At 60.2% G+C, this 25118-nt stretch carries 24 protein-coding genes; 12 read left to right on the top strand and 12 right to left on the bottom strand.

Translation table 11 applies throughout. From position 1 onward, the window contains the following. Nucleotides 1-84: 84 nt before the first annotated feature. The 6 genes from EOM25_05395 (at nt 85) to EOM25_05370 (ending at nt 10570) form a co-directional block, all read left to right on the top strand. Nucleotides 85-1335 carry a response regulator gene (locus EOM25_05395; GenBank protein ID NCC24625.1) on the top strand — a complete coding sequence of 417 codons (1251 nt, stop codon included), beginning with the start codon at nt 85-87 and terminating at the stop codon, nt 1333-1335. Nucleotides 1336-1385: 50 nt separating this feature from the next. Further along, complete coding sequence (locus EOM25_05390; GenBank protein ID NCC24624.1) at nt 1386-4484, top strand: PAS domain S-box protein; 3099 nt, start codon at nt 1386-1388, stop codon at nt 4482-4484. Between the two features lie 15 nt (nt 4485-4499). After that, nucleotides 4500-5168 carry a hypothetical protein gene (locus EOM25_05385; GenBank protein ID NCC24623.1) on the top strand — a complete coding sequence of 223 codons (669 nt, stop codon included), beginning with the start codon at nt 4500-4502 and terminating at the stop codon, nt 5166-5168. Between the two features lie 193 nt (nt 5169-5361). After that, a complete protein-coding gene (locus EOM25_05380) occupies nt 5362-6705 on the top strand; it encodes an HlyD family efflux transporter periplasmic adaptor subunit (GenBank protein NCC24622.1) in 1344 nt (447 codons plus the stop codon). Next, nucleotides 6702-9929: an efflux RND transporter permease subunit gene (locus EOM25_05375; GenBank protein ID NCC24621.1), complete on the top strand. Its 3228-nt coding sequence runs from the start codon at nt 6702-6704 to the stop codon at nt 9927-9929. Before EOM25_05380 ends, EOM25_05375 begins: the two co-directional genes overlap by 4 nt. Further along, nucleotides 9926-10570, top strand: a complete 645-nt coding sequence (locus EOM25_05370) for a DUF3313 domain-containing protein (protein ID NCC24620.1) — start codon at nt 9926-9928, stop codon at nt 10568-10570. The genes EOM25_05375 and EOM25_05370 overlap by 4 nt, the downstream gene beginning before the upstream one ends. Nucleotides 10571-10587: 17 nt before the next feature. On the opposite strand, the gene EOM25_05365 is transcribed toward EOM25_05370, so the two are convergent. The 4 genes from EOM25_05365 to EOM25_05350 all read right to left on the bottom strand — a co-directional run bounded on the left by EOM25_05365 (nt 10588) and on the right by EOM25_05350 (nt 14309). Then, nucleotides 10588-11547 (bottom strand): radical SAM protein, encoded by a 960-nt coding sequence (locus EOM25_05365; GenBank protein ID NCC24619.1) that lies wholly within the window; start codon nt 11545-11547, stop codon nt 10588-10590. A 13-nt stretch (nt 11548-11560) separates the two neighbouring features. Further along, nucleotides 11561-12523 carry a hypothetical protein gene (locus EOM25_05360; protein NCC24618.1) on the bottom strand — a complete coding sequence of 321 codons (963 nt, stop codon included), beginning with the start codon at nt 12521-12523 and terminating at the stop codon, nt 11561-11563. Between the two features lie 13 nt (nt 12524-12536). Further along, the gene (locus EOM25_05355; protein NCC24617.1) at nt 12537-13838 is read right to left on the bottom strand and encodes a pyridoxal phosphate-dependent aminotransferase; all 1302 of its coding nucleotides are present in this window, start codon (nt 13836-13838) and stop codon (nt 12537-12539) included. Nucleotides 13839-13943: 105 nt separating this feature from the next. Next, nucleotides 13944-14309 carry a hypothetical protein gene (locus tag EOM25_05350; GenBank protein NCC24616.1) on the bottom strand — a complete coding sequence of 122 codons (366 nt, stop codon included), beginning with the start codon at nt 14307-14309 and terminating at the stop codon, nt 13944-13946. Nucleotides 14310-14612: 303 nt separating this feature from the next. Between EOM25_05350 and ybgF the strand changes: the two genes are divergently transcribed. From ybgF to EOM25_05320, 6 genes are all read left to right on the top strand, one after another. Beyond that, the gene (gene ybgF, locus EOM25_05345; protein ID NCC24615.1) at nt 14613-15437 is read left to right on the top strand and encodes a tol-pal system protein YbgF; all 825 of its coding nucleotides are present in this window, start codon (nt 14613-14615) and stop codon (nt 15435-15437) included. A 64-nt stretch (nt 15438-15501) separates the two neighbouring features. Then, nucleotides 15502-16674 carry a DNA-protecting protein DprA gene (dprA, locus tag EOM25_05340; GenBank protein NCC24614.1) on the top strand — a complete coding sequence of 391 codons (1173 nt, stop codon included), beginning with the start codon at nt 15502-15504 and terminating at the stop codon, nt 16672-16674. Nucleotides 16675-16705: 31 nt separating this feature from the next. Beyond that, entirely contained in the window at nt 16706-17074 is a 369-nt protein-coding gene (locus tag EOM25_05335) for a hypothetical protein (GenBank protein ID NCC24613.1), read from the top strand. Then, complete coding sequence (locus tag EOM25_05330; protein NCC24612.1) at nt 17074-17904, top strand: HDOD domain-containing protein; 831 nt, start codon at nt 17074-17076, stop codon at nt 17902-17904. The genes EOM25_05335 and EOM25_05330 overlap by 1 nt, the downstream gene beginning before the upstream one ends. 11 nt (nt 17905-17915) lie before the next feature. Then, complete coding sequence (locus EOM25_05325) at nt 17916-18854, top strand: diguanylate cyclase (GenBank protein ID NCC24611.1); 939 nt, start codon at nt 17916-17918, stop codon at nt 18852-18854. Continuing rightward, a complete protein-coding gene (locus tag EOM25_05320; protein NCC24610.1) occupies nt 18829-19761 on the top strand; it encodes a tyrosine recombinase XerC in 933 nt (310 codons plus the stop codon). Before EOM25_05325 ends, EOM25_05320 begins: the two co-directional genes overlap by 26 nt. A 37-nt stretch (nt 19762-19798) precedes the next feature. On the opposite strand, the gene EOM25_05315 is transcribed toward EOM25_05320, so the two are convergent. The 8 genes from EOM25_05315 to ileS form a co-directional block, all read right to left on the bottom strand. Then, a complete protein-coding gene (locus EOM25_05315; protein NCC24609.1) occupies nt 19799-20509 on the bottom strand; it encodes a hypothetical protein in 711 nt (236 codons plus the stop codon). Then, nucleotides 20499-21029, bottom strand: coding sequence for a PilZ domain-containing protein (locus EOM25_05310; GenBank protein ID NCC24608.1), 531 nt, complete (start codon nt 21027-21029; stop codon nt 20499-20501). Before EOM25_05310 ends, EOM25_05315 begins: the two co-directional genes overlap by 11 nt. Before the next feature lie 51 nt (nt 21030-21080). Further along, complete coding sequence (locus EOM25_05305; protein NCC24607.1) at nt 21081-21515, bottom strand: 4Fe-4S dicluster domain-containing protein; 435 nt, start codon at nt 21513-21515, stop codon at nt 21081-21083. Nucleotides 21516-21550: 35 nt separating this feature from the next. Then, a complete protein-coding gene (locus EOM25_05300; GenBank protein ID NCC24606.1) occupies nt 21551-22459 on the bottom strand; it encodes a tetratricopeptide repeat protein in 909 nt (302 codons plus the stop codon). Beyond that, nucleotides 22456-22677, bottom strand: a complete 222-nt coding sequence (locus EOM25_05295) for a PLDc_N domain-containing protein (protein NCC24605.1) — start codon at nt 22675-22677, stop codon at nt 22456-22458. The genes EOM25_05300 and EOM25_05295 overlap by 4 nt, the downstream gene beginning before the upstream one ends. Then, entirely contained in the window at nt 22658-23422 is a 765-nt protein-coding gene (gene lgt / locus EOM25_05290; protein ID NCC24604.1) for a prolipoprotein diacylglyceryl transferase, read from the bottom strand. Before lgt ends, EOM25_05295 begins: the two co-directional genes overlap by 20 nt. Beyond that, the gene (gene lspA, locus EOM25_05285; protein NCC24603.1) at nt 23403-23906 is read right to left on the bottom strand and encodes a signal peptidase II; all 504 of its coding nucleotides are present in this window, start codon (nt 23904-23906) and stop codon (nt 23403-23405) included. The genes lgt and lspA overlap by 20 nt, the downstream gene beginning before the upstream one ends. Continuing rightward, nucleotides 23907-25118: isoleucine--tRNA ligase (gene ileS, locus EOM25_05280; GenBank protein ID NCC24602.1), on the bottom strand; the 1212-nt coding region annotated here is incomplete at its 5' end.

The raw sequence follows: 25118 nt of genomic DNA, 5'->3' as shown, positions 1-25118 counted from the left end.
GCGGCCCTGGCCGGGGGAACATGGGCCGGAGAGACGGCTCTGCGCCATCGGGATGGTCGTGAACTATCGGTTGTGCAAACAATTATGGTCCATGACGGGTCCAAGGGAAAGCCCGAATATCTGTCCACGGTTATGCGGGACATATCCGAGCGAAAGGCGGCCGAGGCCGAGCGGGAGCGTTTGCAAGACCGACTCAACCAGGTTCAGAAGCTGGAGGCACTGGGGACGTTGGCCGGAGGCGTGGCCCACGACTTCAACAACATCCTGCAGGCCATCGGCGGTTCCACCCAGGCTCTCCTCAAGGACAAGGCCTCAGGGGCCCGGGATCATGCCAGACTGAAGACCATCGAACGATCCGTGGAGAGGGCTGCCGAGTTGGTCCGCAGGCTCCTGATCTTCAGTCGCAAGGCCGAGTCCCAAAGGGTTTTGGTCGATCTGAATTGGGAGATCGAGGACGCGGTCATGGTCCTGACCCAGACCATCCCCCGAATGATCGAGGTGGTCACGGATTTGGAACCAAGCCTGTGGCCGATCCACGCCGACCCGGTCCAGATCGAGCAGATGCTTTTTAATCTGGCCACCAACGCCGCCGACGCCATGCCCCAGGGGGGCGTCCTCAGCCTGTCCACCTCCAACCGGATTCTGGAGGAAGGTGAGGGGCCCGAAGACCTGTCGCCGGGGCCATATGTCCGGCTGACGGTGGCCGACACTGGCCGAGGGATGAGCCGGAGGATCATGGACAAGATGTTCGAGCCCTTCTTCACCACCAAGGAAGTGGGCAAGGGTACCGGCCTGGGCCTGGCCTCGGTCTACGGGATCGTCACCGATCATGGTGGAGCCATCGTCTGCGACAGCATCATCGGCCGGGGGACGACGTTTACAATTTTTCTGCCGGCCGATCCGACGGCCGTCCGGCCGGAACCGAGCACTTCTCCGGAAACTCAGATTTTTAGGTCCGGTCGTGAGACCATCCTTATCGTTGACGATGAGGCGGATCTTAGGGACTTGACCATGGAGGCCTTGTCCGATGCCGGGTACGAGGTTTTGGAGGCCGCCGGCGGGGAGGAGGCTTTGAGCGTGTTCGAGGCCAATCAGGAGCGGGTGGCCCTTGTGCTCCTGGATTTGAACATGCCGGGCATGGGCGGGCATCAATGCCTGCTGGAATTGCTGGCCTTGAACCCCAAGGTCAGGGTGATCATCGCCAGCGGATACGCCCTGAACGATCAGGTCCGGGTTTCGCTGGAGGCCGGGGCGGCGGCTTTCCAGGGCAAACCCTTCAAAATCGGGGAACTTCTGACCCTGGTCCGGGAGGTTTTGGACCGTCCGTCCCAATAAGTCATCTTTCCGCCGCGAACCTCGAAAGTCGTTGTGCTCGGCCCGGACAGATGGTAGTGTGGGATTGCAACCCCCGAGCGCGGGTCCGTTTCACCAAGGAGGTCCTCGTGGCGGATGTTGGACGAGGCAAGTGTTTCGAAGTCTCCGACAAGCTTTCGCAGCTCGAGTGCATTGTCGAGAACGCCCGCCAGGGCATCGCCGTCATCCAGGACCGGATGATCCGGTTTGCCAATCCCTGGTTGTCTAGAAAATCGGGATATTCGCCCGGCGAACTCCTTCAGCTCGACATTCTTGATCTGGTCCACCCCGACGATAGATCCCTGGTATTGAGACAGCACCAAGGGCGTCTCGCGGATCGCCTGGTTCCGGAACGCTACGAATTTCGGGGCTTGACCAAAGAGGGACTCGGGATCTGGCTGGAGGTCTCCGGAACGGTCATCGACTGGGACGGACGCCCGGCAACCTTGAATTTCTTCACCGAAATAACCGAACGAAAACAGGCCGAGGAGGCCCTGCTCGCATCTGAGCGCAAATGGCACCATGTGATCGAGGACGCCCCCCAGATCGGGGTGACCATCGATCCCCAGGGAAGAATTCTGTTCGCCAACCGGCACCTGCTCGAACTGACCGGCTGGACGGCAGGGGAGGTTCTGGGCCGGGACTGGTTCGAGATTTTCGTCCCCGAGGACATTCGCGACCGGATCCAAAACGTCTTTCGGCAGGTCATGGCCCGGAAGCATACCCACGGGTTCTCCAGGTACGAAAATGACATCGTGACCCGGGCAGGAGAGCGGTTGATCATTTCCTGGGCCAATGTCCTGACCTTGGACGCCGGAGGTTTTCCCCAGGATGTGACCTGTCTGGGCATCGATTTGACGGAGCGGACTCGGGCCACGGATCGGCTGCAGTCCAGCGAGGAGCGCTACCGGCGGCTGGTGGAGACGTCCAAGGACGCCATCTTCGTGGTTGATGAGAATTGGCAGTTCGTGGACGTCAACGCCGAGGCCTGCTGGGCCACGGGCAGGTCCCGGAAAGAGCTTCTGACCCTCGGCATCGAGGACGTAGACGTCAATTTTCAGAAGGATGCCGCAGCCGAGTTTTGGCGGGATCGCGAGGACAGCGAGGCTGTGCTTTTTGAGTCGGTCCATCGTCGGGCGGACGGCACGACGTATCCTGTGGAGGTCAACGCCGTCTCTTTCGCTCTTGACGGCCGCCGCTTCTTTTTTGGCCAGGCCCGGGATATTTCCTCTCGCCTGGAGGCCGAGGTCCAGTCCCGGAGAATTTTGGACACGGCCTTTGACGGGTTCTGGCTGGTGGGAATGGACGGCCGGATACTGCGGGTCAACAGGGCCGCGTCGGACATGCTCGGCTATGAGATGGAGGAGTTGTGCCGTCTGCAGGTCTGGGACGTGGACCATGCAGACAACCGAGATGGCTTCGAGGGTCGAATGCGGGCCGTGGAGGAAAGCGGGGGCCTGTGTTTCGAGACCAGACACCGCCGCAAGGACGGTGGTCTGGTTGATGTCCAGGTCAGCGCCAGGTGGATGGATCACGACGGGGGCAAGGCTGTCTGTTTTCTCCACGACATCACCGAGGCCAAACGTTTGGCCGAGCGGATGCGCCTGCTGGCCGAGATGGTCGATCTGGCCCCATGTTCAATCACCGTTCACGACTACGATGGCCGGTTCCTGTACGCCAACGAGCGCACGTTCGACATGCACGGATATGGACGGGACGAGTTCATGGCCGTCAACCTGCACGAGCTGGACGTGCCCGAAAGCGAGGAAAAACTGGCCGAGCGGTTCCGGAAGATCGAAGAAACAGGCGAGGACACCTTCGAAGTCGGCCACTTCCGCAAGGACGGCAGTGTCTTTCGTCTGGAGGTGACGGCCAAGAAGGTCCTTTGGGGCGATACTCCGGCCGTGCTCAGCGTGGCAGCGGACATTACAGATCGAAAAAGGGCCGAGGAGGCCATCCAGCAGGCCAGGGAAAAGGCCGAGAAGGCCAATCGGTCCAAGTCGGTGTTTCTGGCCAACATGAGCCACGATCTGCGGACCCCGCTGAACGGCATCCTCGGCATGCTTCAACTCCTGCAGACGACGCGGGTGGACCGGGAGCAGGAGGAGTATCTTCAGGCCGCCGCCCAGGCCTCAGGCAAATTGACCCAACTGCTTTCCGATATTCTGGACATCTCCAAGGCCGAGGCCGGCAGGATAGAGATCCAGTCCGAGCCCCTCGATCTGGAAGAACTGATAGACCAGGTCTGCGGTCTTTTCCGGATCGGAGCCGAGGAAAAGGGGATCGATCTCCGGCGATACCTTCATCCCGGGGTTCCCAGGCAGGTCATGGGCGACGGGGCCCGGCTCCAGCAGGTCCTGAACAACCTTGTCGGCAATGCCTTGAAGTTCACCGGCCAGGGATCCATCGCCATTGAGGTCTACCCACTACCCACAGTCACGTCCGGAACCTGCCGGGTCCTGTTCTCGGTAATAGATACGGGCATCGGCATCCCCGACGACAAGATCGATTTCCTGTTCAAGCCCTTCACCCAGCTCGGTGAGGGATACCAGCGGCAGTTTCAGGGGGTCGGTCTGGGCCTTTCCATCTGCAAGCGACTGGTGGAACTCATGGATGGGCATATCTCACTGGAAAGCCAGGCCGGGGAGGGCACGACCATTCATTTCTGTGTGACCTTCGGCCAAGTCGAGCCGACGATTGGCCCGAGTCCGGTTCGAGGGACAGATTCGACCGCGACGGGGCCCCATTTGCGTATTCTCCTGGCCGAGGACGAACCGGTCAACCGTCTGGCCGCGTCGATGCTCCTGGAGAAGTCGGGTCACACCGTGGCCACGGTGGAGGATGGCCGCCAGGCCTTGGAGGCCCTGAAGGAAGGGACATTTGATCTGGTGCTCATGGATATACAGATGCCGGTCATGGACGGGGTCGAGGCAACCAGGGCCATCCGGGCCGGATTGGCCGGGGCCCGGAATGTCGAAATGCCGGTGGTGGCCATGACCGCCTACGCCATGTCCGGGGATAGGGAGTCTTTCATGGCCGCCGGGATAACCGAGTATCTGGCCAAACCAGTGACGAGAGAGGCCATGGACCGGATGCTTGACAAGCTTTTCGGCCAAGGGGCGGAAGGATAGAGGGGGCGTCGCGTTTTGAGTAGAGTCTACATTCCAGCTTCAAGTGTAGATCAATGGGCACAGTTTTTGGCCGAACCGGTCAAACAATGGCAACGGGGATTTTCTGCCCGGACGCTCGCCCATTCTTGGCAGGAGTCAGACGGCTTTCCTCCGGAAATTGAGTCTGTTTTGACACCCCGATTTCCGTCTTTAGAACTCTTGCTCGCCTTCCCGGAGCACAAAGTCGCATTGCCGGGCAGCTCTCGGTCATCGCAAAACGATGTCTGGGCTTTGGCCCGCACTGAAGGCGGCCTTATTTCTATCGCCGTAGAGGGTAAGGTTTCTGAGCCCTTCGGCCCCACCATTCAAGAATGGCAAGAGAAGTCGAGTCCCGGAAAAGCCAAGCGTCTCAATTATCTGCTTTCTCTTTTGAATTTTCCCTCTGTCCCGGACACCATTAGGTATCAACTGCTCCATCGCACGGCATCAGCCATCATCGAGGCCCGGCGATTTCATGCGGCTCACGCGGTCATGCTGGTTCATTCCTTCAGTCGGACTTCAGAATGGTTCCATGACTATGCGACGTTCGTTTCGATGTTTGGTTTCAACGCGTTAAAGGACACTATCGTTTCAATCGGAATTCGTTCAGGGGTTTTTCTTCATTTTGGGTGGGTTGGTGGAGATGAAAGATGTCTCAACAAGTAGTTTTATCTGTACCTGCAATACGTTCAAATCGATAATCGAGACGTGTGAAGGGCGTTTTCAAGCCTTGGAAGAAATTTGACAAAAATTCAATTTATCGAGTTTCCGGGCTGAAAATTTTGAACCGAAAATCGGATTGGGATGGTCGCTCGAAGGCGAGGCATTTTCGAGAGACGAAACGTGACGGAAAGGTGAGATGAACGCGACGAACAGACGTAGGTTGCTGGTGGGTGTTCCCCTGCTGATCATCGTGATCGTAACAGTAGGGTTGGCCGTGAAACGGGTTCAGGATCGGTCGGAAGATCGTTCGGCCTTTCGAGTCGAGGGGAGCGAGTCCATGGGGGTGCGCTGCGTCCGGGCCAGCCTCGGGCCCATCCAGGCCCTGGTTTTCGGCGAAGGCACGGCCCGGGCCGTGCGCCGGGAATTCTTGACCTTCGAGCATCCGGGCCGGGTGACCTACGTCAAGACCAAGGGCGACGGCACGCCCATCGCCGAGGGTGACCCGGTCCGCGGGCCCCGGGAGGGCGAGCGCCTGGGTGAACTGTTGGCCTCGGTGGACAAGCGTCAGCATGTGGAGGAGCTCAAGGTGGCCGGGGCCGGTCTGGCCGAGGCCAGACAGACGGTCGAGGTGGCCCGGGCCCAGATCGCCGAGGCCGAGGCCCAGAAACGGCTGGCCGAGGAGAACGTCCGCAAGAAGGAATACCTCCACGGCCAGAAGGCTGTTTCAGCCCACGAACTCGATGTGGCCAGGACGGAACTCAAGACGGCCGAGTCCTCGGTCCGCTCGGCCCAGGCCCGCCTGGAGTCGGCCCAATCCTCGGTGGCCGCGGCCGAGGCCCGCATCAACCAGGCCCGGCTGCCCATGGAGCAGAGCAGCATCCATGCCCCCTTTGACGGGGTGATCACCTTCATGAACATCCGCCAAGGGGACTACTTCGCAGCCAATCTGGTGGACATGAGCAGCGAGGAGGCCCTGTTGCGGACCATTCCCATGGTGGTCATCGACCCGACCCGGTTCGAGGTGACCATGGAGCTGCCCTTTTTCGACGGCATGCTGGTCCGGCCCGGTCAGCCGGCCCTGGTCATGACGGCCCCGGGCCTGGCCCCAATATCCGGGGATCTGGGCGATGGCCCGTCTCGGGAGGAGGTGGTCCCAGGGACGGTCTTTTCGGTCAACCCGGCGGTCAGCCCGGGCGGGCGGTCCATCCAGGTCAAGGTCCGCACCGAGGGAGGCAGCCCGGGACTTCGGGACGGGATGTTCGTCACGGCCTGGATCGTGGTGGAGGAAAAACTCGAGGCCGTGATGGTGCCCTTTGACGTCTTCATTTACCGCCAGAACAAACCCTCGGTCTTCCGGGTCGACGAGGCCAGGGGCGTGGTCGAGCGGGTGGACGTGGTGGAGGGCATCTCCGGACTGATTGCCCAGGAGGTCACCACCGGAATCGAGGCCGGAGATCTTCTGGTCACTGACGGCCGGCACCGCCTGACCCACGGGGCTCCGGTGGAAATCGTCGAAATCGTCGGGGAGACCGGGCCGTGAGCGTCACTCATCCCCCTCGTTCCGAACCAGGCGAACCCTCGGCCCTGGCCAGGTTCTTTCTTGTCCGTCCGATCTTCGCCATCCTGCTGACGGCTTCCCTGGTGATTTCGGGCCTGATGGCCTACCAGTCCATCGTCAAGGAGGCCGCCCCGGACCTGGCCATTCCTCAGGCCACGGTGGAGACCGAATGGCCCGGGGCCGACCCGGAGACCATGGAGAAGCAGGTCACCAATGAAATCGAGAAGCGGATCAAGTCCCTCAAAGGTCTGAAGCAGGTCCGCAGCGCATCCTTCGACTCCTTTTCGATCATAGCCGTGGAGTTCAGGTCCGAGGCCGATCTGACCGAGTCCATGCAGCTTCTGCGGGAAAAGGTCCGGGACGCCGAGCCGGACCTGCCCAAAGAGGCCAGGAAACCCCGGATCGAGCAGGTGTCCGTGGACGACACCCCGATTTTGACCATCGCCCTGTTCGGGCCCATGGATGCGGCCATGCTCGGGAACGCGGCCGCCCATCTCAAGGACCGGCTGGAAAAGGTTCCCGGAGTCAAGAAGGTCGAGCTGGGCGGACGGCGAAAGGAGGTGGTATGGGTTCTGCTCGACCCCGGCCGTCTGGTTTCCCTGGGCATCTCGGCCACGGCGGTCCGGGACAAGATTCAGGCCGCCAACGTCGATATGCCCTGGGACAAGATCGAGAGCGACGAGATCGGGGCCGTGATCCGGCTTCAGGGCCGGTTCCGGGAGGTCCGGGATCTGGAGGATCTGCCCGTGGCCCGGATCGGGTCCGGTCGCGTCGTCCGTCTGGGCGAGATAGCCCATGTCCGGCGTGATCTGGAGCGGGAAACCTCGCGGGTCATGGTCAGCTGGCGAGGCTCGGACTTCGGACCGGCCGTGGACATCTCGGTTCTGAAGGTCCCGGGGGTGGACACCCTGAAGACCATCGACGGGATCAAGGAGGTCCTGGCCCGGGAGGCCAAGGGTTCCAGTCTGCCGTATGGCATCGAGTACCGGATCACCTCGGACCAGTCCGAATACGTCTGGGAGAAGCTCAGGGACGTGTTCAACAACGGCTGGCAGGCCATGCTCTGCGTCTTTGTCGTCCTCTTTTTCATGCTCTCCTGGCGGGAAGCCCTGGTGGCCGGGCTGTCCATCCCGGTGACCTTTCTCGGAGCCCTGGCCGTGGTCCAGGCCCTGGGCTACACCCTGAACGAAATGGTCATCATCGGCATGGTCATCGCCCTGGGTCTTCTGGTGGACGTCTTCATCCTGATGATGGAGGGCATGCACGAAGGGGTCTTCGGCCACGGCCTGACCTTCGAGCAGGCGGCCGTCAGGACGGTCAGGACCTATGCCATGCCGGCCTTTGCCGGGCAGGCCACGACCATCCTGGCCATGGTCCCCCTGTTCGGCATCGGTGGCGTGGACGGCAAGTTCATCCGGATCATTCCGGTCACGGCCATCTGCTGTCTGGTCCTGAGTTTCGTCATCGCCCTGCTGGTGGACATCCCTCTGTCCCGGGCCGTGTTCCGAAACGTGAAAAGCGGCGGGAAGCCCAGCCGCATCGACCGTCTGACCGAAATCTGTTCGGCCCGGCTGGCGGCCTGGAGCCTGACGGCCACATTGCGCTCCAAATGGACGGCCCTGGCCTGCGTCGGGGTCACGGTGGTTCTTCTAGTCCTCTCGGTCCTGGGCATGGGGCTCTTGCCGAGTCTGCTCTACCCCAAGGCCGACGGCCGGAACCTCGGCGTCACCGTGGAACTGGCCCCGGACACGACCCTGGCCGTTTCGGAGCGGGTGGCCGGGGATCTGGGCGAGATTCTGCGGGCCAAGCCCTATCTGGAAAGCGTGGCCGCCTTTGTCGGTCAGAAGAGCCCCCTGTCCCGCAATTCCATCGGCGAGTCCCTGGTTCCGTTCAAGGACCCATCCTACGTCGGATTCTCCTGCATCTTCACAAAACTGGAGGACCGGGACCGGATGGCCTTCGAGTATCTGGACGAGTTGCGGACCGAGCTGACGACGGCCCTGGCCCGGTATCCGGGAAGTCTTCTGGTCTTCACCCCCCAGACAGGGGGATCGACCACCGAAGACCCAATCCAGATCCGTCTGGAGGGCGACGACATCGATCTTTTGCGGGCCATGTCCAACCAGGTCCAGACGGCCCTGCGGAGCATTCCGGGCACCACGGACGTCCGCGACAATCTGGGCCCCATGCGCCAGGATGTGGTGTTTCGGCCCAAACGCGAGGCTCTTGATTTTTATGGCATCAGTCAGGACGACCTGGCCTATCAGGTCCGTTTCGCCATGACCGACGATGAAGTGGGCAAATTCCCCTTGGGCGGGACCCGGGACGATCTGGAGATCCGGATGGGCACGAGCTGGCCCAGCCGGGAGGGACTGCCCGGAGGTCCGACCCGGATCGAGGAGGTGGCCCTGATCCGACCGGTCAGGCCCAATGGGGAGACGGTCTCGGTTTTTTCGATCCTGGACCCGGTTCTGGGCCAAGCCCCGCTGTCCATCACCCATGACGGCGGGCAAAGGGCCGTGACCGTGCTGGCCAAGACCGAGAATCGGACCGTGAACGAGATTCTGGCTGATTTGGAGCCCGGCCTCCAGGCCATGCGGGCCGAGTGGTCGTCGGGCTACGACTACCGGTTTGGAGGGGAGGCCGAGTCCGCGGCCGAGACCTACGGGTCGGCCAGCAAGATGTTCGTGGTGGCCATCTTTCTGGTCTTCGCCCTGCTGGCCCTGCAGTTCGGATCCTTCACCCAGCCCTTCATCATCATGCTCTCCCTGCCCTTCGCCCTGATCGGAACCTTCGGCGGCTTCTTCCTGGCCTGGATTCCGTTCTCCTTTCCGGCCATGATCGGCATCATTTCCCTGGTGGGCATCGTGGTCAACGACGCCATCGTCATGATCGAGACCATGAACACCCACCGAAAAGGCGGATTATCGGTCAGGGAAGCGGCGGCCCGTGGCGCGGCCGACCGTTTGCGGCCCATTCTGAGCACGACCATCACCACGGTGGTGGGTCTGGTGCCCCTGGCCCTGAGCAACCCCATGTGGATGCCGCTCTGCAACGCCATCATCTTCGGCCTGATCTCGGCCACTTTGATTTCACAATTGGTCATACCGTGCCTCTATCTTTTGATGACCCCGTCGTGGCCGGGAGAAAGCGAGGTTCGGGAAGTTTCAAACAACGAACCCCCGATGCGGGAGGTGGAAGCATGAATCATCGTCTCATGAAATACGGCTCTGTTTTTTTCCTGGTCATGGCGGCCTGTCTGCTGACGTCCGGATGCGCCAAGCCGCCGCCCCAGTCCGGCTTTCTGCCTGACTATTCGGCCCTGCGTCCGGATCCCCAGGACGAGAGCATGCGCTGGTGGGAAAAGAAGGGGGTCGACTGGACCCGGTACAAAAAGCTCCAGATCGACCCTGTGGTGGTCTATTTCCACCCAGAGGCCAAAAATCGTCAGATCGAGCCCGACGTGCTCAAGGAGTTGACCGACCATTTCAGGACCACGGTCATCGAGGAGATGGAGGGGGTGTACCCGGTGGTGGACAAGCCCGGCCCGGACGTCTTGCGCATCCGGGCGGCCATTACCGATTTGGTTCCGGCCAACCCGGTGGTCAACGTCATCACCACGGTGGGGGTGTTCATTCCCTTGGACATGGGTGGGGCGTCCATGGAGGCCATGTTCCTGGACTCGACGACCAACGAGCTCCTGGGGGCGGTGGTGGATGCCAGAAAGGGTGCCCCTGTGGATAAGGACCTTTTGGCCGGATATACGACCTGGGGCCACGCCAAGGCTGCCTTCCGGGACTGGGCGGTCATGCTTCGGGAGTCGCTGGCGGTCGAAGCCGGGATTTGAGGCCCCTCGTTCGACTGTCAGGGCTCGACCAAGCGTCGAAAAAGCCGTTCAACGAGGTCCGACTCCCGGTCGTCCAGTCGGGACAGGCCGGCCTGTCGGGCCATGACCCGGGCGGCCTCGACTTCTTCGGGCCATACGGCCCTGGACAGGGCCGGGTATGATCCGGCCCGACCGCAAGGACGGTACTGTCCCATGACGTTGACATACATGTCATGGGACAGATCGGCCAAAAATTTCATCCATTCTCCGGTTCCGGCCGCGTCCTCGGGCAGGACGAGGTGGCGGACCAGAACCCCCTGTCTGGCCACTTTTTTTTCATCGATCCGTAAATTCCCGACCTGTCGGTGCATGGTGGCAACGGCCGCCCGGGCGCGTTCCGGATAATCCCGGGCTTCGAGCCAAGCCCCGGCCAGGTCGGGATCCCAGATCTTGACGTCGGGGAGGTAGATGTCGACGACGTCCCGGAGCAACTCCAGGGTTTCGGGAAGGTCGTAGCCGCCGCTGTTGTAGACCAGGGGCAGGCGCAGTCCCCCCTCGGCAGCCAATATCAGGGCTTCCAGAATCTGGGGGACCACATGGCTCGGGGTGACCAGATTGATGTTGACGGCCCCGCGATTCTGGAGGTCGAGCATGATCCGGGCAAGGCCTTTGGCGTCGACCTCGGCGCCTCGCACCCCGCATTCATGGCCGTGGGAGATGTCCCAGTTCTGGCAGAATTCGCAGGCCAGATTGCACTGCATGAAAAACACGGTTCCGGATCCGGACCGGCCGACCAGAGGCGCCTCCTCTCCGAAATGAAGATCGTATGAGGCGACGCGGGACAGACGGCCGGTGCGGCAGAAGCCTTCCTCTTCGGCCAGCCGATCCACCCCGCAAGAGCGGGGGCAGAGCCGGCAGTCCTCCAGGCGGGCCACGCTTTCGCGGGCCCGGCGCTCCAATTCTCCGGATGCAAAGAGTCGGAGGTAGGAGGCGGGCATGGTTTTCTCGGATTTACGGAGCCAGCCAGATGCCGACAAATGTTTGGCCGGTGAGTTCCGGGCAGAACTGGATGAGCATGGCCGTGAAGGAAGCGAGGGTGAAGAGGACAAAGACGAAGACCAGGGCGGCGGCCAGAACCACGGCCCACTTGAGGCGCAGGGGGCTGTCGGATCTGGCTACGGCCAGCCAGCAGATGACGGCGGCGGCCAGGGTCAGGCCCCGGCTTCCGGCTGCGACCAAAATGTCCGGGGCGGTGAAATGAACCCCGGACCTAGCCAGAAAAAAGAACCAGGAGCAGAGAGGGACGAGGGCCAGCAGGGGCCAGAGGGCCCAGCGGGCCCCGAACCGCAGGGCGTAGCGGTAGTAGTCCCGACCGAAGTCGTCGCGCAGGCGGCGGGTCAGGAGGTAGGCCAGGGTAAGACCGGACGACAGGGCCACGGACAGGGCCAGCCATTGGATCCACAGGGGCCAGAACAGGGATGCTTGTCCGGGCAGGGAGGTGAGTACCGGCCGATCCGGAAACAAAACAAGGCCGCGCAGAACAAATCCAGCGGCCAGAAAGGCCAGGGCCAGGGAGAGAACCCCGGCGATGCCGACTCCCAGATGCAGGCCCCTTGCCTCTTTTTTCCACTTCTTCCATTGCAGATAGGAGAGGGCCGACAGGACCGAGCCCAGGGCCAGAAGACTCAGGGCGGCCAGGAGAAGTTCCCGGTTGGCGGCCAGCAGGGGATGGGTCAGGACGCCATCCCGGGCCATGAGGCCGAACTGGGTGCCCAGGGCCACCCATGTGGCCACGATCATGACCAGGCCGAAGCGCATGGTCTGTTGGCCGAATTTGTCGGCGAAGGTCTTGCGGCCGAAGGTGGAAATGGCCTCGCTCCCCACGGCCGTCAGGGGCAGTCCGACAACGCAGGAGGCGAAGACCATGGCCAGGGCGTAGAGAGAGGCGGACCAGAGGTCGAGGGTGATGTTCATGGTCGCTTCCCGCTCAGATTGACTCGACGTAGGTTTTCACGGCCCGGCCGATGCGGTGCCATGTGTCCCGGCGTTTGTCGTCGTCGGTTTCAAGAAGGGTGATCCGAAAGCCCTTGCGGCCACAGCAGAACCCGGTCAGGGGGACAACGCAGATGCCTTCGGAGCCCAGCAGATAATAGACGAATCGCTTGTCCACGGGCACGTTTTTGACTTTGTTCTCGACGTATTTGCGGACTTCGGCATCATTCAGGGGCAGGGTCTGGTTGTCGTTCAAAATGCCGTCGTCGAACAGGACGGCCATGTAGAAGGCCCCCTGGGGCCGGGTGACCCTGATGTAGTCGTAGGAATTGAGGATGTCGAAGGCTTCGTTGACCCGGGATTCGAACATCCGTTTGCGCCGCTCCAAGTGGTCCAGGTACCTCGGATCGCCCATGACCCTGGGAATGGCGTATTGGGGAAGAGAGGTGGAGCAGACCTCGAGCATCTTGGCGTTCATGAGGCTGGACAGATACTTCTGAAAGGCCGGGTTCCGGTCCTGGTTGAAGGCCTCGATCCAGCCGCAACGGGCCCCGGGCCAGGGGAATTCCTTGGATATGCCGCGCAGGGCCATTCCTGGAACCTCGCCGATGACCTCGCTCAGATGGCAGGTTTGGGCCCCGTTGTAGACGATGTGGGCATAGATTTCGTCGCAGACGACAAAGATGTCGTAGCGCCGGGCAATGTCGACCATCTTTTCCAGGATTTCCCGGGGATAGACCGCACCGGTGGGATTGTCCGGATTGATCAGGAGCATGCCGGCAATGGAGTCGTTGTAGTGGATCTTGTTCTCGAGATCTTCGAGGTCGGGCATCCAGCCGTTGTCGGGGTCCAGGGTGTAGGTCAGGTGCTCGTATCCCGAGTGGGCGGCCTCGGCCGAGGAATGGGTCGAATAGGCCGGGGAGGGTCCGATGACCCGGGCCTCGCGGCGGAGGAAGCCGAAGATCTTGGCTACGGCGTCGCCCAGGCCGTTATAGAAGATGATGTCGTTGGCGGTGACCTGGATGCCGCCGCGGAGGTTGACCTGGCCAGCCAGGAATTCCCGGGTTTCGGGCACTCCGGCCGTGGCGCAATAGCCGTAGGTCTTGTCGTCGGAGACGAGATCCCGGACGATGTCCTTGATCCATTCCGGGACTTTTTCGCCCTTTTCGATGGGGTCGCCAATGTTTTCCCAGGTGATGTCCACACCCAGACGCCGAAGATCGTGGGCCACGGCGACGATGGCCCGTATCTCATAGCTGAGTTGTCCCCAGCCGACATGTTCGATGTTTCTTCTCATGGCCTGCCTGCCTTGTTGTGGGTCGAAAGCGGGTTTTCTTTCAGATGTCCCCGGCGCGGTCAAGTCCGTTCGGGGGCGCTGGCAGGCCGCAAGAATTGATCGGCTCTACATGACGCTGATGGCCTTCTGGAGAACGATGTTCAGCATGGCCACCTGCTGGTAGCTGAGTTCGATCTGTTCGGTGACGGCCTTTTCCTTCTTGGCCTGGCAGGCCAGATTGACCTCCAGGTCGCCGTCGAGGATGGAGCCCTTGTGCTGGGGCTTGAAGTACAGGGCCGCGTTCTCGCTGTTGACCCAGGAAATTTCCCTAGAATTGGAGAAATTTTCGTCGTTCATAAAGGTGATGAAAACCGAATGGAGGAACGAGGCCGTGGCCAGATCGGAGCAGTCGACTCCGAGAAACCTGATGTTGACGTTTCCGTCTTCCCGGTTCTGCAGGTCGTATGTAAACTTCAGATGATCAAAGCACATTTTGCACCTTCCTTGTTGAGGGCCTGGTCTTTTGGGGTGGTCTGGACCTGACGTGTATCCTGTTGTCGATCGACGGTGCATCTAACCGCCCGGAAACCATGGCCCGACCTTCGGTCAGGCCGGGACCGAAGGAAAGTACATTTTTCACCATTATCCGGTTTTTTTTTGCGGGCTGGACAGACTTCGACAGGATTAAAACGAGCCGCCCATGGACTCCAGATTCGGGGATAGGGCCAGGGAGCGTTCTTTCGTCTTGATCATTGCCATGGCCTGACGTATCGTCCCCGCCCAACAGCGGATTTTATGACCAAGGAGTTGTTTTCAATCATGTCTCGAAGCAACAGGAACCCTGACGGGTCGAAGAGGCGGCGGCAGGAGAAGGTTTTTATCCGGCCGACTTTCGCGATCGTCTGCCTGGTTCTGCTCGCGGCCGGATGCGCCGGAAAACCGGGCGTTGGGCAGGAATGGCGGATGCAGAATCTCGAGAGCGGAATGGTCCGGTCCCAGGATCGGAACACGGCCTTGGAGCAGGAGATACAGGCCCTCTCGTTCAGGGTGGAACGGCTCGAAGGCCGACTCAATCAGTTTCAGCTCGCCCAGGCCGACGGCATAGTCGAGGAGAATCTGTCGGTCGAGGCCGGGGTCGCGGCGACTCCGGCTCCGGATCCCGAACCGGCCGTGGTCCCTGAAAGGACCCCGGCCATGGACAGATCAGCTCCGGAACCAGCCCGCCCCAGGCCCGGGGCCGACCCGGCCGGACCCGAGGCCCTGTATCAGCGGGCACTGGACACTCTCATGGCCGGCAAGCCTGTCCAGGCCAGGGAATTGTTCACGGCCTTCGGTAAGCAGTATCCCAGCAATGCCCTGATCCCCAATTCCATGTACTGGATCGGGGAATGTCACTACAGCGAAAAGCGTTATGCCCAGGCCATTCTCAGCCTGAAGGAGGTCGTCAGGCTTTATCCCAGGCACCCCAAGGCTCCCGATGCCCTGCTGAAGACCATCTATGCCTATCGGAATCTGAACGACAGGGAAAACGCCGACTTCTACCGCAAGGTGCTTCTGGAGGACTATCCCGATTCCAACGCCGCAGGCATGATCCGTCGGGAATCCGGAGGCCGGTCCTAGGAACGGATCCGATGTCCGGTGGATCGTATTTCCGGGGAGGACAAATTTGATCGAGGGCCGACGTCTGGCCGAATCCTTCGAAATCCGAGTGGCCTTGGCCCTGAGGCATGTCCCCGGGCTCGGTCCGAGGACCTGGAAACGGCTTCTCGAACGTTACAAGACGTTCGCCGCCGTCTGGGAGGCCAGGAATTCCTGGGTCGCCGACGGAGTGGTCCGCGAGTGGCAGGTTCGACGCCTGGGCGAGGATGAGTGGAAGCGGAACGCGGAGCGGGAACTGGCCAACGCTGTTCGGCTGGAATGCGCCGTGATCCTGTATACTGACCGGGAGTATCCCGATCGGCTGCGCGAAATCCCGGACCCGCCGGTTCTCGTTTACACGATCGGGGACGCATCACTCTTGAGCAGGCCCTGCCTGGCCGTGGTTGGATCCCGACAATGCGGCCCGTACGGTCTGGAGGCCTGTTCTCTGTTCTCCAAAAAGCTGGCCGCTTCCGGCTTAACCATTGTTTCCGGGTTCGCCGCAGGCATCGATAGCGAGGCCCACAAGGCCGGTTTGGCCGAAGTCGGTTCGAGCATCGCCGTTCTGGGGACCGGCCCCGACGTGGTCTACCCGGCCTCCAATCGCGAACTCTGGAAGATTCTGACAGCCAAGGGGCTGATCGTAACCGAGTTCGCTCCGAGAACCAAGCCCGAGGCAAAAAATTTCCCCCATCGCAACCGGATTATCAGCGGTTTGTCCTTGGGCGTTCTGATTGTGGAGGGGGCGGTCAAGAGCGGAAGTCTGGTTACGGCCAGACTCGGGCTGGAACAGAACAGGGAGGTTTTCGCACTGCCCGGCCCGGTGACGTCGGGCAATCACGCCGGGTGTCACGCATTGATCCGTCAGGGAGCCTTGCTAGTTCAGACTCCGGAGGATATTCTTCATGAGTTGGCTCCGATCCTTGAGGCCGAATGGGTCTCCGAGGACCGCCCTTGTTCGGCCGAGGGAGGCCTGGAATTTAACGCCGACTCCAGTCCAGAGCTCGACGTGTTCGAGCGGCTGGAGGCTAAACTGAACGGAGACAACTGGATGGTCGTCCGCCAGTTTCGGGATTTGGCAAGGCCCCACATTGACGAACTGGCCAGGCGGTCCGGCCTGGATTCGGCCACAGTAAGTCGGATATTGATTTGTCTGGAAATGGACGGATTGGTCCGCAGATTGCCCGGGATGCATTACGAACTCGGTCCGGAGGCTTGAAGATCTCCGGCGATTCAACGGGAGGACCTCGATGCAAAAAATTCCTCTTCCCCTGGCCAGGCCGGGAATGGTTTTGGAAAAGCCCATCACGCGGGAAAACGGGATGGTTCTGGTCGGGGAGGGCACGACCTTGACAGATGGCCTCATCACCCGACTTGAAAACATGGATATCAAGTACGTGGTCGTCGAAGGGCACCCTTTGGCTGATGAAGGCGGAACAGGCGGAACGGCATCGGCCCAGATCAAGCGCCTGGATCATCTATTCAGGAAGTTCGAGATCGATCCGTGGATGATGGAGGTCAAGGCGGCGATCAAGAGCCATTGGGTTCGACAGGAGGCCGTGGCCAAAGCCAAAGCATCGACCGAGATGGAACACACCGAAGCGGAAGGGAGCGTATGATGGTCGGGGATCTTCGCACCGAACGAAAAGACAGAATTCTGGCCGTCAAGAGCTTGCCGACTCTGCCAACGGCCCTGGAAAAGGTGACCAAGCTGGTGGAGGACCCCAATTCCTCCACCGAGCAGATCGCCAAGCTCATCTGTCGGGACCAGGTTTTGTCGGCCAAGGTTCTGAAGATGGTCAACTCGCCCATCTACGGTTTTCCCGGACGGATCGGGACCATTCAGCACGCCCTCGTCCTCTTGGGATTCAATGTCATCCGGGGGATCATTATCTCGACCTCGGTCTTCGACATCATGACCACGAATATGGTCGGCCTCTGGGAACACAGCCTGGGTTGCGCCATGGCCAGCTCGGCCGTGGCCAAAGCCGCCGGCTTCAAGGATCCCGAAGAGTACGCCGTGGCCGGGCTGCTTCATGACATCGGCAAGGTTCTGGCCGCGGTCCAGCTGCCCGACCTCAAGGCCGAGGCCGACGAGTTGGTCCGCACTGAGGATCTGACTTATCTGGAGGCTGAACGGCGGGTTTTCGGGTTCGGGCACGACCGGATCAACATGTGGTTGGCCGAGCATTGGAACCTTCCCCTGCGACTTAAAGAGGGGCTCGTCCTCCATCATCGCCTGGAATCCGAGGCCCATTACCCGGACATGCCGAGGGTGGTTCACGTGGCCGATTTCATGACCAGGCTGTTCGAAGTCGGGTCCGGAGGAGACGATCAGGTCAGTCATCTCGATCAAACGGCTCTGGAAGGACTCGGACTCAGCCTGAGCAGCATTGACAACCTGTTGGATTCCGTGGCCGGCGATTTTGAGGAGCTGGCTGCATTCTGAACGGAGAACTCATGGGGTGCGATTATGCAGCACATTTCTTCCTTGTCAGCGAGGACGGCGGCCTGAGAGATCTACTGCTCGGTCTATGGCCCGAGTGCCAAGGAGTGAATTGGTCGGTGTTCTCGCGCGGGTCCGGGGCCATTGAGTATCTGTTCACCGATCCGCCGGATCTTTTGGTCGTGGACAACTCCCTGGCCGATTTTTCTGGGGTGGAGTTGGCCAGGACGGTCAAGAGCGAAAACGTCTACCGCCAGTTGCCGGTGGTTCTCTGTCTGGAGCCTCGCGATCTGAGCCTGGACTTCCGTCAGCTGGAGATCGACGATTTTTTAATCAAACCTCTCGAGCCAGTCTCGGCTAGGGCCCGTCTGGAACTGTCCCTGGCCAGGGCGGCCCGGGAACTCGACGCCAATCCATTGACCAAGCTTCCAGGCAACACCTCCATCATCCACAAGATCCAGGATCTCATCGACCGTCGTGAGAAGTTTGCCATGGCCTACGTCGATCTGGATCACTTCAAGTCTTTCAACGACAAGTACGGATTTTCCAGGGGGGACGAGATCCTGATGATGACCGCCCGGGTCATTGTCAACACCATCCGCAGCTTTGTCGGCATCGAATCTTTTGTCGGTCATGTCGGAGGGGACGATTTCGTCTTTATCATGCCACCCGAAAGGGTGGAGACGGCCTGCAAGATGATCGTCGACAGCTTCGACGCAATCGTGCCGAACTTCTACGATCAGGACGACAGGGAGCGGGGGAGCATTTTGTCAGTTGATCGTCAGGGCCGACAGCAGACCTTCCCGATGATGGCTGTATCCATTGCCGTAGTCCTGAACTCCAATGCCAAGCTCCGCCATTTCGGCGAGGCCTCCCAGATCGCCATGAATTTGAAGAAGGAAGCCAAGAAGAACCCCAAGAGTTGCTATGTCCTCGACCAGCGAGAGACCTGAAGCGATTTTCTTGTTCCTCTCCCATCTCGAGGTGCAGAAGGGATGTTCGCCTCGGACGGTGGAGGCCTATGATCGGGATTTGGCCCAATTCGAAGCCTATTGCCTAGAAAGAGGGAAATCCTGGCAAGGGCCAGGAGAGATCTCCGGGGCAATGATGTTGGGATACGCTGGGGAACTTCATCGCCGGGGCATGGCCAAGTCGTCGGTGGCCCGAAAACTTTCTGCCCTGCGATCCTTTTTTCGGTTCTGCCGAAAGATGCGCCTATTCGAGGGGCCAGACCCCATGGCCGATTTGCCGAATCCCAAGCAGGCCAAGCCGCAGCCTAAGGTCCTCAATGCCGATCAAGCCATGGCTCTGATGGAGGCCGGATTGCCCCCGGACCCCAAGGGGTTGCGGGATCTGGCCCTGGCCGAACTGCTCTATGGCTCAGGGCTGAGGATCAGCGAGGCCTTGGGTCTCGATCTGACGGACCTCGATCTTGGGCAAAACGCGGTGCGGGTGACCGGCAAGGGAAACAAGGACCGCGTCGTGCCCCTGACAGACGCAAGTTCCAAGCGGATTGAACGGTACCTTGAGCAGCGGGAGGCCTTCGGACCAGAAGCGACGAGCATGGCTCTTTTCGTCGGAGTCCGGGGCGGACGGCTGCAGCGGCGGGAAGCCAACCGCATTATGGCCAGGTTGTCGGCTCTGATCGGCCTACCCCAGGGGGTCAGCCCGCATATGCTCCGGCATAGCTTTGCCACGCATCTTTTGCAGTCCGGAGCGGATATGCGCAGTGTCCAGGAACTCCTCGGTCATTCCAGGCTGTCGACAACCCAGCGGTACACCCATCTGACCCTAGATGGCATGGTCAGAACCTATGACCGCGCCCATCCCAGGGCCGACAAGAAATCCGAATCTTCCTGAGTCGGGCTCTGCTCCGTTTATCTTTTGGAGCCGCAGTTTACGCACATCCCCGCAGATCAGTTTTCTGCCGGGGGATGCGGATGCCCTTGGTGACAGTGGACCCGTCGTGGCTTGTGAAGGGTTCCCATCCGAGACCGGGGACGGCCTCGAGAGTCAAGCCATCGGTTGTGTCCGTGGGCCGGGACGTGAAACCCGGCGATGCCGGAACAGCCAGGGAAAACGCGGCCCCATGGCTCCAGGGCGTTGCTGTGAAGACGAAGGGCAGGCGGCCTCCCTCGTGGTTTCTGGCGCCTTCCAGGGCCTGGAGAAGGATCGCCTCCAAGGTGCAGGTCAAGAGAAGAGGGGGGAGAACGAGGTTCGGGGTTCCAGGTTTGACAGTATTCTCTGGAGCGGTCTTGTGCTTGAAGGTCAGGTCGCTCTGCCAGAAGGCAGTCAGCCAGTTCAGGTATTCGCCGGACTCGATTTGGGTATCCTGCTCGGAGACATAGGTCTGTCGCTGGCCGAGGATGGCCAAAAGTCCCATGAGCTGCCTGGAGCCGGAGGCGATGCGTTCGAATTTGGTGGCCTGGTCTTGAATGGGGGTCTCCGGCCTGTTCCGGATCTTGGACTGGAGGAGCTCTATCTGCATATCGATGACATGGCACATGTTGTTGGCGTTGTGTACCATGCCGGGCAGCAGTGCCCCGCACACGGACCAGGCCTGTCGTCTGAAATGACTCAGAAGGCTCAATGTGCTTTCATTCAGCATGCTTTCCCCTCCTGATGATTTCCCTCTGCTCCTGAAAGACGAATTGGATGATGGCCTCTCGGTCCTGTTCCCGCAGGTTCGTGAACCCGACGACATAGAGCGGGTTGTCGTTCCAGGATTCCTCACGAACCACGGTGCCGACCACTCCGGCCATGCGCAAAGGATATCTGCTCAGAATCAGAACAGCCTCGAGGTGTTCGTCGATGGTGAATTTTCGTTCGGACATGAACTTGAGTCCGGCAGCACTCAGTTCGACGATATCCATGCCAAGCGGATAGTCATCACGGACGTCCTGCTGGTCGAGGTGTCCGAGAATCATGTCGATTTTGGTGTTCATGGCTGAGAGGAGCTTGGCCGCCTGGGGAGGAAAGCCAGATCCGGCCAGAATATCCGAGGTGATGTCCAGATTGCATGCCGCGCACCCGCTGAACATCGGCTGGACCTCTGGACCGGGGACCAGTCGGGCGTGCCCCTTGATGCGGGTGGGAACCCGGGAAAAGGTCCTGTTCTGATCATTCATGCTTCCCTCCTCTATCGGTTGCGAGACCGGTCTTTGGGCCTTGAAACCGGATCAGATGTCGCTGTCGCTTTCGACATGCATGGCCTTGACCGGGCAGACCCGGGTGCACATGCCGCAGGCAGAGCACCGGTCCACGTTGAATGTGACCAGTCTGGTCTCCAGATCGACGGCCAAAGCCCTGGTCGGACACACCGAGGTACAGAGGCCGCAGTGCATACACGATTCGTCATCCCGGGAAATGCGCTGGGCCACGGGCACGACTTCAATGCCTTTTTCCTGGAGATAGGAAATCCCTTGGGCGCAATTTTCCTCGGTGCCGGACAGTTCCAGAGTCATGGACCCTTCCTGGCGCGGGTTGATGTTGGCCTTGAGGATGTTAAAGATCAAGCCGTACCGTAGGGTCAGGGTGCTGACCACTGGAGAGCCCGATATAGAGGGTGGAAAGGAGAGGATGACGATTCTTTTGAATTCCCGGTTTTCGGTCATGCTGCGCTGTCCTCTGTCGCTGTCATGGTTGTTGGTCAAGAACTTTTCAGAAATCCCTTGGCCCTTCTGGCCTCCACCGAGTCCGGAAATTTTTTGATCAGATCCTGGAGAACAAGGGTTCCGGCCTTGTCCTTGCCCATCTTGAAGAAGGCCATACCCTGTTTGAGGAGTGCCGGGCGGTACTTGTTGCTTTCGGCATGCTCCTCGATGACTTTCTGGTACGAGAGGACGGAGTTTGCGAAGTCACCTTTCTGGTAGTGGCACTCCCCTTGCCAAAAGATGGCGTTGGAGACCAATGCGTTGTCCGGGAAGGCCCTGACGAATTCAGTCCACATGGAGAGGGCTGCATCGTAATTTTTTTCATAGAAGGATTCCAGCGCCTTTTTGTAGAGAGTTTCGGCAGAGTTGTATCCGGGTATGGGGGCAATCAGAGGCGGAGAGGCTGGTGCGGGAACATCCGGAGTGTCCTGATGCTTTACCAGAGCTTGGCCTTCGCGTTCCAAACCGAGTTGACTTTGGATTTCTTCCAGCCGTCCTTCCAAGGCCTTGATCCGATTTTCAAGAACGGCCAGCCGCTGGCCTTCAACTTCGTTCGACCTGGTTGTGCCGGAGAAGGATCGCTGAGTTTCCTCCATACGGCCCAGAATTCGTGCCACTTCCAATCGGAGGGACTCGATCTCAGCCCATTGGTTGGCCTGATTGCTTCGGACGGTTTGGGTCGAGTCGGCCAGAGTCCGGTCAAGCTCGGAACGGATACCGGAAAATTGAGTCTCGAGTTCGTCCATCCGTTGGTTGAGTCTCTCATTTTCGGCCTGCTGGGCCTGTTGCATTCCGTACATGGACGATCTGAGGGAGTCGATGTCCTGCTTGCCGGCCATGCAGGAAAGACAAAGGGGGGAAAGGGCCAGAAGGACAAGCGCAAGAAAGCGATGGAGTCGGATCATTGATCGTTTCCTTTTTTTATCCGTCGGCGACCGATGAGCAGGTAGAGCACGCCTCCGAGGACCGGAACAAGGGTATTCAGCCAGATCCAGAGCATTTTTTCCTGGGGCGTCTCGAAATCGTTGCGGAACGTATGCCAGATGCCCCAGAGATTCGGCAGAATGGGGATCAAAAGTAAGGGGATGGCCAAGAGCAGCTTGTCATGGGGTATGGGCAGCATTTCGTCTCCCGGACACAAAAAGCCATAGGCCGAGGCCGAAGGCGCATATGGCCAAGACTTGGGTTACACTGAGGAATCCGACATGTCCACGGTAATCGTCGCGGAAAAATTCGATGATGAACCGGAATATAGCGAACTGGATGAGGAAGAGGCCCATGAGGGCGCCTTGGCCTTTGAGGAATTTTTTGGCCAGGAGCAGAATGATGAAGGTCGTCAGTCCGGCCAGTGAATGGTAGATCTGGGTCGGATGTATGGGCCTGAAAAGGGGAGCCAGGGAGTTGGTGTCGGTGAAAACCACGGCCCAGGGCAGATCGCAGGATGCCCCGTAGCAGCATCCGGCAGAGACGCAGCCCAGTCGTCCGATGGCCTGACCCAGGGCCAGACCCGGGGCGCAGGCGTCGAGCCAGGGACGGAAGGATTGTTGTTTGCGGCGTAGATACAGATACCCCAAGACCACGGCAAGGATGAATCCTCCTGAGAAGACCAGCCCTCCCTTCCAGAATTTGATGGTTTCCAGGGGGTTGGATAGGAAAAATGAGAGGTTCAGAAGGACGTAAAGCAGTCTGGAACCGATAATGGCTCCAAGAATGATGTAAAAACCGAGATCCGAAACCAGGGCCGGATTCATGCCGCGAAAACGGGCCTCGCGCATGGTCCAGCCCATGCCGGCCAAAAAGGCCATGGCAATAAAAAAACCGTAACTATAGATGGTTACCGGTCCGATTTCAACGAGAATTGGATGCATCGCGTTTCCGAATGTAGAAGGAGACAAGAAGGAAGAAGCAACCGGTGGTGATGGCCATGTCGGCGATGTTGAAGGCCGGCCAGTGGTGGGGTCCGATGTAGAAGTCCAGAAAATCGACGACCTCGCCCAGGCGAATGCGGTCGATGAGATTGCCCATGGCTCCGCCGAGGATGAGGCCAAGGCCGATGAATAGCGGCTTGTCTTCGCGGTTCACGGTTCGGACTAGGTGAAAGATGAGGACAACGGCCAGGGCCGAGGCTCCGATGAAGAAATAGGTCTGCCACTGGATGTCTGATCGATTCAGGAAGCCGAAGGCCGCGCCCCGGTTCAGGACATGGACGATGTCGAAGAACCCCGGGATAACGGTCATTCCGGTTCCCCAGCGGGGAATTGTCGCCTCGACCCAGAACTTGGTGATCTGGTCCAGAAAGAGGACGACGGCTCCAATGGCCGAAACCAAGGTGTAGCGGTTGGAAAAAAACATCTAGGCACCCGATCCCAAATCCCGGAGCACCGCGGCGCATCTGGGGCAGACGTCGGAGTGCTCCGCGTCGGTTCCGATTTCTTCATTGTACATCCAGCAGCGCTGGCATTTGTCACCCGAGGCTCGTTGGACGATGATTTTGAGTCCCTCCAGTTCGGTCGAGGCCTGGGCATCGGCCGGGGCCTGGTCAGCTGGAAGCAGATCAGCCCTGGAAACAATGAATAGGGTAGCAAGGTCAGAGGCCAGAGGCCCCAGAATTTTAAAAAGATCTTCGTCGGCGAAGAGCCGGACGTGGCTGTCCAACGAATGCCCCAGGGCCTTGGACTGCCGCAGGGGCTCAATGGCCTTGGACACCTCGGTCCTGACCTGAAGGAGGATTTCCCATTGATTGCGTTCCTCCGGGGTCACGAAGATTTCCCGGAGGTCGTGGCGAAGGGTGAAGACGGTCTGACCCGGGCCACGCAAGGTTTCGGGCATGTGGGAGAATAACTCCTCGGCGGTGAAACTCAGGATGGGTGCGATGTCTTGGAGGAGGGTCAAGGCAATATGCCAGAGCGCGGTGCGGGCTGAGTTCCGCTCCAGACTGTCCGGGGCCGAGACGTAGAGCCGGTCCTTGATGATGTCCAGGTAGAATGCCGAGAGATCGGTGACGCAAAGATTGTGGAGGGTGTGGAAAACCCGGTGGAACTCGAAGCGTTCATAGGCCTTCTGGATGGTCCGGTGTCGGGACTGGACCAGGTCCAGGGCGAAGCGGTCCAGGGGAAGCAGGTGCGTGCCGGTCAGGGCCGAGCCCTCGGGGTCGAAGTCCGAGATGTTGCCGAGAATGAAGCGGAAAGTGTTGCGGATGCGGCGATAGGCGTCCACCAGTCGGCCCATGATCTCGTCGGAGATTCGGACATCCTCCTGGTAGTTTTCCGAAGCCACCCAGAGGCGGAGGATTTCAGCCCCATACTTCTTGATGATCTCCTGGGGAGCGACGACGTTGCCTACAGACTTGGACATTTTGCGGCCCTGGCCGTCGACGACGAAACCGTGGGTCAGGACAGCCCGGTAGGGGGCCGTTCCCCGGTTGCCTACCGAGGCCAGGAGCGAACTGTGGAACCATCCCCGGTGCTGATCTGTGCCTTCGAGGTAAAGGTCGGCCGGGAATCGGCACTCGGGACGACCTTCGAGAACAGCGGCGAAACTCGTGCCCGAGTCGAACCAGACGTC

The sequence above is a fragment of the Deltaproteobacteria bacterium genome (assembly GCA_009929795.1).
In the GTDB taxonomy this organism is placed as follows: domain Bacteria; phylum Desulfobacterota; class Desulfovibrionia; order Desulfovibrionales; family Desulfomicrobiaceae; genus RZZR01.
Note: the sequence above shows the minus strand (reverse complement) of the source record. Positions and strands in the feature narration are given on the sequence as shown.